Consider the following 12215-nt stretch of genomic DNA (forward strand, 5'->3'; position numbering starts at 1 on the left):
ACGGCATGGAAACGACGGGGGCAGGTGAGGACATGGGGACGAACGAGCACAGCGGGCAGGCGAGCACGACCACGCTCACCGCGGAGATCCAGCGCGTCCTGGCCCGTGTCGACGCACACGCGGGGCGGAGCACGGAGAGCGACACATCCGCTGCGGCTGCCGCTGCCGGAGAGGGCGACACACACGCCGCCTCCCTGGTTGCCGTCGCAGGCCCCGGCACCGCACCCCTCGAAGCCCTGCTCGCCTGCTTCGGGCTCACGCCCTTCGAGCGGGACCTCGTACTCCTCGCCGCCGCGCAGGAGTTGGAGCCCACGACCGCCGCCCGGTGCGCCGCGGCCTGCGGGGACCCCGAGCGGGCGTACCCGACCTTCTCGCTCGCCCTGGCGGCGCTGGACGGGCCGCACTGGAGCGCGCTGACCCCGGTGGCTCCGCTGCGGCGCTGGCGGATCGTCGAACTCGACGACGAGTCACGGCTGACGCTGTCCCGGCTCCGGCTCGACGAGCGCATCCTGCACTTCCTGCTCGGCTCGCCCTATCTGGACACCCGGCTGCACGGCCAGCTGCGCCGCACCCCGGTACCCCAGTCGCTGCCGCCCGCCTACGATCTGGCGGCCACCCGGCTCGCCGAGGGCTGGACGAACGGCACCGAGACACCGCTCGTCGAGCTCACCGGCGGCGATCTGCGCAGCCGGGCCGACATCGGCGCCGCGGCGGCCGCCCGCTCGGGGCTCGGGCTCTACTCGATGAGCGCCGAGGACGTCCCGACCGACCCCGCCGAGCGCGACCGGCTCTCCCGGCTGTGGCAGCGTGAGGCGATCCTGCTGCCCGCCGCACTGCTCGTCGAGGCGGGCGACCTGGACCGCGACCAGCGGGCCGCCACCGAGTCCCTCCTGGCCGGAGCCGCCGTACCCGTCGTGGTGTCGAGCGAGGACCCGCTGCGGTCCGAGCGGTCGTACGGGGCGCGGATCGTCGTACCCCAGATGGACGACGAGGAACAACTCGGCCTGTGGACCGACGCGTTCGAGGAGCTCGACCTGGACGAGGGTGAACTACGCTCCCTCGTCGCCCAGTTCCAGCTGCCCCCGCACGTCGTGCGCTCCGCGGCGGCCACGGTACGGCGCCGGCTCCCGCAGGAGGACGAGCTGGACGCCGCCGAACTCGCCTGGCGGGCCGGGCTCGACGAGGCCCGGATCGGCATGGACGAGCTGGGGCGGCGGATCGAACCGCAGGCCGGCTGGGGCGACCTGGTCCTGCACGAGCGGCAGACGAGCGTGCTGCGCGAGATCGTCGCGCATGTGCGGCAGCGGGCGACCGTCCACCAGGAGTGGGGATTCGGCGCCACCCTGCGTCGCGGCCTCGGCGTCACCGCCATGTTCGCGGGCGGCTCCGGCACCGGAAAGACCCTGGCCGCGGAGGTGATGGCCAAGGAACTCGGCCTCGACCTCTTCGTCATCGACCTCTCCCAGGTCGTCAGCAAGTACATCGGCGAGACCGAGAAGAACCTGCGCCGTGTCTTCGACGCCGCCGAACGCGGCGGCGCGCTCCTGCTGTTCGACGAGGCCGACGCCCTGTTCGGGAAGCGCAGCGAGGTCAAGGACAGCCACGACCGGTATGCGAACCTGGAGGTCAGCTATCTGCTGATGCGCATGGAGGCCTACCGGGGCCTGGCCGTCCTCACCACCAACATGAAGAGCGCCCTCGACACGGCCTTCCTGCGGCGCATCCGCTTCGTCGTCGACTTCCCCTTCCCTGCCGAGCACGAGCGCGCCGAAATCTGGCGGCGCGTGCTGCCGCCGCAGGCGCCCGTCAAGGACATCGACCCCGGGCTGCTCGCCCAGCTCACCGTCGCCGGCGGCTCCATCCGCAACATCGCTCTGTCCGGGGCCTTCCTCGCCGCCGAGGAGGGCGACCGGCTCCAGATGCGGCACATGCTGGCCGCCGCCCGCACCGAGTATCTGAAGCTGGAGCGCTCCCTGACGCCGACGGAGGTGCGCGGATGGGTGTGACGCCGCGTGAGATCCGGGTCGAGGTGGGCGAGTTGGCCCTCGACGGCTTCCGGGCCGATCCGGAGCGGGTCTCGGCCGCCTTCGAGCACGAACTGACCCGGCTGGTACGGCTGCACGGCGTGCCGCTGGCCGCGGACGGCCCCCTGTCCGTCGAAGCCCTGTCCGCGCTGCCGCCCCTGCCCGCCGGGCTGTCCGCGCGGCGGCTCGGCCAGGAGCTGGCGCGCGTCGTGCACGAAGGACTGAGCGGCCACGGGGAGGTGAGCCGGTGAGCTCCCAGACCCAGGACGCCCGCGCCGAACAGACCGCCGAGCAGCGGCGCCGCAAGCGCAAGGAACGGGCCGCCAAGTCCCGTACGCCCGAACCGAAGAACATCGTCAGCGGTGCCGGCCAGCCCCTCGACCCGGGCCTGCGGCGCGAGTTGGAGGAACAGCTCGGCCACGACCTCGGCCGGGTCCGGCTGCACACCGGCCGGGACGCCGGGCAGCTGACCGAGCTGCTCGGCGCGGACGCGGTCGCCGTCGGCCAGGACGTCTTCTTCCGCGAGGGCGCCTTCAAGCCCGGCACCGACGAGGGCCGGCGCCTGCTCACCCACGAGCTCCAGCACACCGTGCAGAACCCGCACGGCCTCGGCACGCTGCGGGCGGGCCGGGAACTGGGCGCGGTGAGCCTGCCGCAGCAGGCCATCGAGCGGGAGGCGGAGGCGGCGGCCCAGGCCGTCGTACAGGCCTCGGAAGAGGCTCCGCAGGTCGAGGAGGGCCAGGCCACCCCCGGCTGGCTGCGCTACACCACCGTCGACGCCGACCGGATGCGCGCCGAGGCGATCGACCCGGCGACCCTCGTGGACCGGCTCGCGGGCAACGTGCTGCGCAGCCTGCGCGGGGACCCCACCGACGCCTCCGGCCGGGTGCGGCTCCAACTGGGCCGGATGTCGGACCAGTTGGCGGACTCGGTCGTCGAGCGGCTGGAACGGCGGCTGCTCACCTCCGAGTACGAGAGGCTCCTCGACCTCTTCGAGGAGTCCGCGTCCGCCGGGCCGCTCGATCTGCAGCCCGGCGATGTGCCGCTGCCCGAGATCGACCTCTTCGAGGAACTCGGCGTCGAACGCACTCGGTGGAAGCGGCAGGAGGAGACACGCCGCGGCTCCGACGACCAGCGCGCCGAGGACGCCCGCGAGGAGCAGAAGGACGCCAAGGACCGCGACCAGCAAGCGGGTTCGCAGCAGAGCAGGGCCCAGTCCGACATGGCGGCCGAGGACCAGGAGGCCGCGCAGCGCAAGGAGCAGGAGGACGAGCGGGCCGCCTCCCGGGAGCGGGCCGAGCAGGAGCAGCAGCAGGAGGAGGAGCAGGCCTCCGCCGACCGCGAACGCGTCGACGAGGCCGCCGACCGGCGTACCGAGGGCCAACAGGAGGGCGCCGAGGACGCCAAGGAGGAGCGCAAGGAACAGCGCGAGCGTGAGGAGGCCGACCCTCAGCAGGCCTCCGCCCCCGGGGCCGACAAGCGCCGTCGCCGCGATCAGCAGACCCAGCCCGCCGCCGGAGCCAAGCGGGAGGAGCTGGACCCGAAGGCCAAGGGGCAGCCCGGCCGCGTACGCCCCGAGAAGGTCGACGAACGTGCCGAGCAGCGCGATTCGGCGCTGTCCGAGCACGGCCTGCACGAGAAGGACGAGCACGAGGACGACGTCCGCGAGGAGGAGAAGCCGCTCGGGCTGGAAGCGGGCGCCGACGACGAGGTCAAGGGCGGTGACGCCGACGAGAAGGGACCGGAGGCCAAGCCCGAGCCGACGATCAAGCCCGAGGACCATCTGCCGGAGGCCGACCTCGACCTCAGTGCCGTACCCACCGCCGATCAGCTGCAGCCCGGCGCCGCGGAACCGTCCGTACCGACCTTCTCCACTCCGCCGCCCACCAAGGCGGAGAAGATCGAGCGGGAGCGGGAGAAGGACGAGCAGGAGCGGGACGGTGACGACGCGGTCGCGGACGGGCCCGAGACCAAGGCCCCCGGGCAGGACGAGGGACCCGTCGAGGGCGAGGCGCCTCAGCCCGAGGGCGGGCCCGCCGCCCTTGCCGAGGACCGCGGCGCCAAGGACCTGCAGGAGACCGAGAAGCCCCTCGACCAGGAGGTCGGCCCCGACCCGGCCACCGAGGACAAGGAACGGCCCGAGCCTGAGGCCGAGAAGCCCGACCCCGCGCAGGAACAGGAACAGCAGCAGGCCAAGGAGCCGGGCGCCGAGGAGGAACAGGGGTCTCTCGACGAGGACGAGCGGCAGGACGCGACGGAGGAGCCCAAGGCCGCGCGGACCGCGGCCGAACCCTCGGAGCGCACGGCGGAAGGGGCCCGCCCAGGGGCCACACCGGCCACATCCACGGCGAACACCGCCCCCGCTCCCGTACGCAAGCCCGCCGGTGCCGCGACTCCGCGGACGGCGGTCGAGGACCGCAACCCGTCGCCGGCCGCGCGTCGCGCCGCCGCGCCGCCGAAGCCGGAGCGGGAGGCTCCCAAGGCGAAGTCGCAGGTACCGCAGGAGTCCGGGCCCGTGGCCGCGCCGCGCGCTCCGGTCGGCGGCAGCGAGAAGACGCCAGGGCCGACGGCGGCAGCCGGGCCCGGCGCCGCGCCGTCCGCCGCGCAGACCGGGGTCAGCCCGGCCGCTTCCCCCGACCAGGCACCCGGCACCGCCCAGGCGCCGACTCCGCAGCCCGAGGCGTCCCTGGAGAAGGACGGCGGGGGCTGCGCGCCGCCCGAACCGGCCGCTGAGCCCGATGGCGGGGCCAGTTGTGGTGGCGGTGGCGGCGGTGAGGCCGGGGCCAAGGAGAAGAAGCAGGAGCCGCCGGACGTCTCCGGACAGGACCCGAAGGCCGCCGTCCAGACCGTGAGCAAGCTCGCGCCGGACCAGGCCGCCGCCGCCATGCCCGGAGTGGACCAGGCCGCGGACAAGAAGATCAGCGAGGAGCAGCAGCGCCTGGACTCCGCCCCGCCCACGCGGGAACGGCCCTCGGGCGCGCCGCAGACCCGTTCGGCGCCCCCCGAGGCGGCGCCCGCGGCGGCCCCGGTCACCGGCAAGGTGGAGAAGGTCGGCCCTCAGGACCAGGGCGACAAGCAGAAGGCCAAGGGCAGCGAGAAGGCCGCGGGCGAGAAGCCGAGCGCGCCTCCGCCGCCGCCTCCCGCCGTGCCGACGAAGGGGCTCAGCGAGGCCGAGGCGCAGAACGTGGAGGCCGCGGCCGACGCCGTGCCCACGCGCGACCCGGCCCTGGAGAACAAGACGGTCGGACCGGCGCCCAAGATCAAGCTGGAGGGCGCCAGCGACCCGACCCGTACGGACGACCAGCAGAAGGCGCTCAAGGAGAAGCAGTCCGACATCCAGGCGACCGGCCGGGACGACGCGGCCAAGCCGATGGGCGAGGACCAGATCTTTCCCGACGCGCCGCAGGAACAGCTCACCGGCAAGGCCTCCGGCGGCCCGGGCGGGGGCAAGGGCGGTGTGCTACGGGCCATGTCGCCGCCCAAGGAAGGCGTCGGCAAGGTCGCCCAGGAGGAGAAGGGCGGCGAGATCAGCGGCGCTGCCGGGCAGGCGCAGGGTGACCTGGCCGCCAAGGAGCAGGAGCAGCGGCAGGGCGAGCAGCAGGCCAAGCAGGAGAAGCAGGCCGAGATCGACCGCGAGGTCTCCCAGAACACGGAGAAGCAGACCGCCGAACGGGGCAAGGTCGCTCGCGAGACCCAGGCGCAGCGTGAGCAGTGGCGGTCCGAGCAGGACAAGAAGGTCGAGGACGCGGACACCAAGTCCGAGGAGGAGCACGGCAAGAAGAACAAGGAGATCGTCGAGGCCCGCGACGAGAAGGACAAGGAGGTCGCCGACCGCAAGGACAAAGACAACGAGAAGATCGACACCGAGCGGGAGAACGCCGAGAAGGAGGCCGAGAAGAAGAAGGAGGAGGAGAAGCCCTCCGGCGGATTCTTCGGCATGCTCGCCGACGCGGTCGGTGACTTCTTCAGTGCTCTGCTTGACGCGGTCACGGCGGTCTTCGAGGCGGCGCGGGCCGCGGTCAACGGGATCATCGACCAGTTCAAGGAGTGGGCCAACGCGGCGATCGACTTCGTCCGCGACCTGGCCATCTCCGCGATCAACGCACTCGCCGACGTCCTGATCGCGATCGGTGACGTGCTGCTCGCCGCCTTCCCCGAGCTGCGGGACAAGTTCCGCAAGGCGATCGAGGGGATGCGGGACGCGGCCATCTCGGCCGTCAACCAGCTGGCGGACGGCCTGAAGAAGGCGGTCAACGCCCTGCTGGACGCCTTGGCCGCAGGCCTGAACGCACTACTGACCGCCCTTGAGGCGGGCATCAAGCTGGTCATCAAGGCATACCAGGCGGTGATCGAGGGCGCGATCAAGTTCGCGCAGGCGGCGATCGAGGCGCTCGGCAAGTTCGCCGCCCTGATCGCGGACATCGCCCCGGACCCGGGCGGCTGGCTCGCCAAGGCCGGCTCGTCCGCGAAGTCCGGCATCACCGACCACCTTTGGGGCGCCATCAAGGTCGCCGTCAAGCGGTGGTTCGACACCAAGGTCGAGGGCATCCTCGGCCTCGGCAAGGCCGTCATCGACGTCCTCGTCAAGGGCTGCGTCTCGCTCAAGCAGATCGGCAAGATGGCGTGGGACGCGATCGTCGCGTCCCTCCCGATGATGATCGCCTCGCTGGTCATCGAGAAGGTCGTCTCGATGCTGGTGCCTGCGGCAGGCGCCATCCTGACCATCGTCCAAGGCCTGATGGCCGCCTGGCAGAGCATCAGCTCGATCCTGACGGCGTTCTCGAAGTTCTGGGCGTACTTGAAGGCGGTCAAGGCCGGCCCCGCGGCCTGCCTCTTCGCAGAGGCGGTCGCCGCAGGCGTGGTCGCCCTTCTGGACTTCATCGCCAACTTCCTCATGATCCGCCTGGCCTCGGCCACGAAGGGCGTCGGCAAGCGCCTCCAGGACATGTCACAGAAGATCATGAACGGCCTGAAGCGGACCGGGAAGGGTGGCAAGCAGGCTGCTGGTGACGCGGTCAACAACGCGCGGGGCGCGATGCGGAACGCGAACCAGAAGGTTGCCGCACCGGGGGCGGCGGCACCGAAGCCGAAGGGCGCGACGTCCCCTGCGCCGAAGGCACCGGTGAAGCCTAAGGATGCGGCTACGCCTAAGGGGCCGGCCAAGGCGGATCCGGGGGCGGCGAAGTCCGAGGCACCGGGCAAGGACCGTACGCCCGACAGCGACCGCACACCGGATAAGGACCGCACGCCGGACAGCAAGTCCCAGACCCCGCCCAAGAAGAAAAAGGAGATCGAGGGCCCCAAGCCGAGGAAGCCCAAGAAGCCCAAGTCCCCCGCCAAGAAGACCCTGTCCAAGGCCAAGCGTGCGGTCAAGTCCGCCTTGAAGAAGGTCGGCAACGCGGCGAAGACGCTCGGCAACAAACTCAAGAAGTCGAAGGTCGGCAAGTCCCTGAAGAACGGTGCGAAGAAGCTTCGCGACCTCTTCAAGAAGAAGAAGGACCGCCTGAGGGACGACAAGAAGCGGCAGCAGGACCAGAAGAAGCAACAGCAGGACAAGCGGCGCAAGGACGAGAAGTCGAAGGAGTCGAAGGAGTCGCGGTTCCGGAAGATCGTTGCGCGAGTTCGGCCGAAGGTAAAATCCCTGCTGGAGCGTGGTGTCAAGGGCCCCGTGCTGCGTGGAGCGCTGGCCGCCATGCGGGCCTGGTACCGGCTGACGCAGCTCACGGCCCAGGGCGAGTCCCGAGGAGCGGTGCATGCCGCGCTCAACCCGGAGATAGACCTGGAGACATTCAAGAAGCTTGAGGCTCTCCGGGAAGCGAACCAGGCCGTTCACGAAATGGACAAAGAACGGGCCAAGTCCATGCCCCGCAATCAGAATCCCTCAGACTTCCCGGTGCAGTCGAATGTGCCCCTGGAGAGCCAGGCCCCCGCGTTTCATGACTGGGCCAACCAACTGCCCGGTGTGTGGCAGCAGCGGCGCGTCGTCTATCCAGGGCTCGCAGCGGAGCACGGGCCGCGCGTCAGGCACGGTTTCCCGAACGACCCCGGTGCGGCGATCCACTCGGCGGCAGCCAACAAGATGGAGACATACCAGGACAGGGCCCTGCAAGCAGAGGCACAGCAATGGGGTTCCGACTATCTCGAGGCCTCCGTGAACGTCAGCGAGGGCAGGGCACCCGGCGTGCCAATAGCGCTGCAAGGTGAGGTTGTCCACGACCGCGTGCTGCGGGAGTTCACTGAGAGCATGCGTTCTCCGCTCATGGGCGCTATCGGGCGTGGTGAGTCCCGCTGGGGACTCGAAGGAAAGGACGAGGCGGAGAAGAAGCGCCGGGTTCAGGAGATTCTCCGTCGTGGCCTCATGGTGAACCAGAAGGCGAACATGTCCGCGACGCGGGCACACGGAGCCCTGAAGATCATGCAGAAATACCCACCTGGGACCCGCATGGAGCACATGAATCCCGCAGATCTACAGGAAATCGCTGCGCTGCTCGAAGAAGACCCGGGCGCAATCAGGCAGGGCATGGCCACTTCGAAGAATTGGGCCCAGAAGCGTGGTATGCAGCCGCCGACTGAGGAGCAATTGCGCGGGAGTGTGGAGACTCCCCGCGGTTATGTCAACCGGTCCGTGCTTTGGCTCGACCGTGTGTCCGAGTACGAGGACATCTTTCTCACGGTCGGCAGGGAGGAAGAGGTCGTCGCGCGGTTGCGCCGAGCCATTGAAGAAGCACGCAACGAGGATCCGGACCTCGAAGGCAAGGTGCCCTCGCTGTGGGTACCGACGCCCAGGAACTAGAAGGAAGAAGAGCCAGTGACAGAGGCCATGCCCAATCCCCACCGCGGTGACCGGCTGGTGCTGCCCGAGGGTGCTACTGCACAGGAGGTGCACACCTTCGCGGAGGGGGCGGGGTTCAAGGAAGGACGTGAGAACCGCACTGAGTTCGTCCTCGAAAAGGTATGGATCGTGAGTGGACAGCTCTACTTCCACTACGTCGACGATGCGGCTACCGGAGTCGCGTACGTGCGATTCACCGGTGACAAACGTGAGCACGTCGAGCGATTCACCGAACTGGCCCGAACCTTCTTCTCCCCTATCGGTGTCGACAACCTCATGGTGGCGGTACGGGAGGCGTCCACACCGGAGGCGCGGGCCCATGCCATCGTGCGCCTCGCCACGGGACTACCCGGGGAGCCGCCCCCGGAGGGGCTGGGGATGATCGAGGAGGCGTTCGTGAGCAGTGACGCCGGGGTCCGGCGCGGTGCCCTGCTCTCCGCCCTCTACCTGGACTGGCCGATCGTCCGGTCCTGGGTCGTCCACATGGAGCGACACGACGAACAGGAAACGCTTCGCTTGCAGGCCCGGTACTTCATCGACAAGAACGAGGCGGCCTCATGACCCGCTACGCAGACATCCCCAAACCCATCCGCTCGGGCCTAGTCGTAGTCGACCCCGACACCGGCTCCCCCCAGCGCATCATCGTGCTGCAGTTCAACCCGGACACCCTGGAACGCTCGCTCGCGCCGCAGGCCGCCGGGGGGCAGGGCGGTGAAGGCGGCGGAACCGGCAGTGGTGACCGGAATGAGGCGCTGCGCCTGAAGGGTCCCGCCGAAGAGACCTGGAAGTTCACCGCCGAGATCGACGCCACCGATCAACTCGAGATCGCCGCGCCTGACGGAATTCACCCGCAGCTCGCCACGCTCGAAATGCTGGTGCACCCCACCACCGCCCAGCTCCGCGAAGCGGCGAAGCAGACGCAGAAGGGGACCATCGAGATCACGCCGATCGAGATGCCGTTGACGCTCTTCACCTGGGGGAGCAAGCGGGTGCTGCCCGTGCGGCTCACCGAGCTGTCGATCAACGAGTCCGCCTTCGACGTCAACCTCAATCCGATCCGCGCGAGCCTGAGCATCGGGCTGAAGGTGCTGAGCGTCAGCGACCTGCCGGCCGGGCACCGTGGTGCCGATCTGTACATGGCGCACCTCGCGCAGAAGGAGCGGCTCGCCGCCTCCGCCCGTGGCGGCAGCCTCGGTGCGCTCGGGCTGAGCGGGCGCGGCGCCGTCACCCTGGGAAGGGGCTGAACAGCACATGGCCGGTAGCGACGGCATCCAGCCGTACGAGAGCGCTCTGGACTCGATACCCGGGGCCCACCCCTACCCCCGCTCCAGCCGGTATCACGACGCCGAGATCGGCGTGCACGTCACCGAGGACGGCACCGAAGTGCGGTACACCAAGCGCCGGCTGCTGCCCCCGCTCGATGCGCAGGAGACCGAGGAGCACACGGTCCGCGATGGTGAGCGGCCGGATCTGCTCGCGCAGCGGTACTTCGGTGACCCGGGGCAGTGGTGGCAGATCGCGGATGCCAATCCCGCCCTCGATCCACGCGAGTTGACCGACGAGGCCGGCCGGGTCGTGGACGTACCGCTGCCCGGTGGGTTCCCGCAGGGAGGCCGGCGTGCCTGAGGAAGTGCCCGTCGGGGCCGGGCCCGTCCACATGACCCTGCACATGGGCCCCAAGCTCACCCGGCCCGTGCCCGCCGAGGTCATGGAGGCCCTGCTCTCCGCGCAGATCACCGTCACGGCGGGGGAGCGCAGCGGGTTCCAGATGGCCTTCGACCTCAGCAAACGCGGGCTCATTCAGAGGAATCTGCTACCCGAAGGGTTCTTCGATCCCAAGACTCGGGTGATCGTCTCCGTCAGTGTGCGCGGGACTCCTCAGGTCCTCTTCGACGGGGTCATCGTTCGGCAGGAAGTGGGGGCCAGCAACCAGCCGGGGCAGACCACCCTCACCGTGACAGGCGAGGACCTGACCCTGCTCATGGACCTGGAGGAGCGGACCGACCGTTACCCCAATCTCGCCCCTTCCCGCCGCGTCCACGCGATTCTCGGCCGCTACCGCGACTACGGCATCCGGCCCGACGTCAAGGACGAGCAGATCCTGCAACCCCCGCACGAGCAACTGCGGGTCCACTACCAGAGCAGCACCGATCTGCAGTACGTGAACGAGCTGGCCCAGGCGAACGGGTACGCCTTCTATCTGGATCCGGGGCCCACGCCCGGGCAGTCCTCCGCCTACTGGGGACCCGAGGTACGGCTCGGCACCCGGCAGCACGCCCTCAACGTCAACATGGGCCCCAATTCGACCGTCGATCAGCTGACGTTCGCGTACGACGGAACCGCCCGCGAGGAGCCCCAGGCGCGCTGGCAGGATCCGGCGAACCGGCAGGTGACGCTGCTCGGCCAGCCCTCGATCAGCCCGCTGCGACCGCCGCTCGGCCGCCGGCCCACCCCCGCGCTGAAGCGCAGGACCCTGACCGGCACGGCCAAGCAGCAGATCCAGCAGGCGCAGGCCGAACTCCTGGCCCGAGCCGCCACCTCCGCCGACGTCATCACCGGCTCCGGCTCCCTGGACGTCACCCGGCACGGCTATCTGCTGCACCCGCGCAGCCTGGTCGGTGTCCGTGGCTCCGGAGCGATGTACGACGGCGACTACTACGTCAAGTCCGTGACGCACACGCTCCGCCCAGGCTCGTTCACCCAGAACTTCACGCTCTCCAGGGAAGGCCTCGTCGCGCGCGGCGACACAGTACGTCCGTGACGGTGGCGCACACCCCGAAGAACCCTAGAAACAGGAGCAGTTCAGCATGGCGGCAGCGAACAACCGGTACTTGGGCAAGTTCCGGGGCCGGGTGATCGACAACAACGATCCCCTGGGCATCGGACGGATCACCGTCCAGGTCCCCGATGTGCTCGGCGACGAGCCCTCCACCTGGGCGCTGCCCTGCCTGCCGTTCACCGGCGAGGAGGCAGGCCAGTTCGTGGTGCCGCCGAAGGACTCCGGTGTGTGGGTCGAGTTCGAGCAGGGCGACCCCAGCTTCCCGATCTGGACGGGCTGCTGGTGGGGCGAGCGCACCGAGCTTCCCCCCGACGCACAACGGGAGTTGGCGCGGCCATCGGCCCTGAAGCCGGTCGTCGTGCAGACCCAGCTCGCGCACAAGATCGTCATGAACGACGTGACGGGACCCGACGAGGGAATTCTGCTGCAGGCCAAGGGGGGCGCGTTCATCCGGATCACCGCGGAGGCGATCGTCATCGCCTCGGGTGCGGCCCGGATCACCCTCAAGGACGGCAAGGTCACCGTCAACGAGGGCCAGTTGACCGTGGATTCGAAGCGTTAGGAACGGGGGAACGAGGAT

At 70.0% G+C, this 12215-nt stretch carries 8 protein-coding genes; all 8 read left to right on the forward strand.

Annotated elements, in window-relative coordinates; all coding sequences use genetic code 11:
- The first annotated feature begins 32 nt into the window (after positions 1-32).
- From OG828_RS38910 to OG828_RS38945, 8 genes are read left to right on the forward strand one after another with little or no spacing between them, the layout of a single operon-like run.
- A complete protein-coding gene (locus OG828_RS38910; RefSeq protein ID WP_328503825.1) occupies positions 33-2006 on the forward strand; it encodes an ATP-binding protein in 1974 nt (657 codons plus the stop codon).
- Positions 1997-2275, forward strand: coding sequence for a hypothetical protein (locus OG828_RS38915; protein ID WP_328503826.1), 279 nt, complete (start codon positions 1997-1999; stop codon positions 2273-2275). Before OG828_RS38910 ends, OG828_RS38915 begins: the two co-directional genes overlap by 10 nt.
- Complete coding sequence (locus OG828_RS38920; protein WP_328503827.1) at positions 2272-8817, forward strand: eCIS core domain-containing protein; 6546 nt, start codon at positions 2272-2274, stop codon at positions 8815-8817. The genes OG828_RS38915 and OG828_RS38920 overlap by 4 nt, the downstream gene beginning before the upstream one ends.
- 15 nt (positions 8818-8832) lie before the next feature.
- The gene (locus OG828_RS38925) at positions 8833-9417 is read left to right on the forward strand and encodes a hypothetical protein (RefSeq protein WP_328503828.1); all 585 of its coding nucleotides are present in this window, start codon (positions 8833-8835) and stop codon (positions 9415-9417) included.
- Entirely contained in the window at positions 9414-10100 is a 687-nt protein-coding gene (locus tag OG828_RS38930; protein WP_301978595.1) for a hypothetical protein, read from the forward strand. The genes OG828_RS38925 and OG828_RS38930 overlap by 4 nt, the downstream gene beginning before the upstream one ends.
- Before the next feature lie 7 nt (positions 10101-10107).
- Positions 10108-10482: a hypothetical protein gene (locus tag OG828_RS38935; protein ID WP_328503829.1), complete on the forward strand. Its 375-nt coding sequence runs from the start codon at positions 10108-10110 to the stop codon at positions 10480-10482.
- Between the two features lie 43 nt (positions 10483-10525).
- Complete coding sequence (locus OG828_RS38940) at positions 10526-11617, forward strand: hypothetical protein (protein WP_328372526.1); 1092 nt, start codon at positions 10526-10528, stop codon at positions 11615-11617.
- 46 nt (positions 11618-11663) lie between these two features.
- Positions 11664-12197, forward strand: a complete 534-nt coding sequence (locus OG828_RS38945) for a phage baseplate assembly protein V (RefSeq protein WP_328367608.1) — start codon at positions 11664-11666, stop codon at positions 12195-12197.
- Positions 12198-12215: the final 18 nt, after the last annotated feature.

Source organism: Streptomyces sp. NBC_00457 (assembly GCF_036014015.1).
Classification (GTDB): domain Bacteria; phylum Actinomycetota; class Actinomycetes; order Streptomycetales; family Streptomycetaceae; genus Streptomyces.

Bases quoted from the DNA above. Each gene is read 5' to 3' on its own strand.
- OG828_RS38910 (WP_328503825.1), top strand. From the start codon at position 33: ATGGGGACGAACGAGCACAGCGGGCAGGCGAGCACGACCACGCTCACC.
- OG828_RS38915 (WP_328503826.1), top strand. From the start codon at position 1,997: ATGGGTGTGACGCCGCGTGAGATCCGGGTCGAGGTGGGCGAGTTGGCC.
- OG828_RS38930 (WP_301978595.1), top strand. From the start codon at position 9,414: ATGACCCGCTACGCAGACATCCCCAAACCCATCCGCTCGGGCCTAGTC.
- OG828_RS38935 (WP_328503829.1), top strand. From the start codon at position 10,108: ATGGCCGGTAGCGACGGCATCCAGCCGTACGAGAGCGCTCTGGACTCG.
- OG828_RS38940 (WP_328372526.1), top strand. From the start codon at position 10,526: ATGGGCCCCAAGCTCACCCGGCCCGTGCCCGCCGAGGTCATGGAGGCC.
- OG828_RS38945 (WP_328367608.1), top strand. From the start codon at position 11,664: ATGGCGGCAGCGAACAACCGGTACTTGGGCAAGTTCCGGGGCCGGGTG.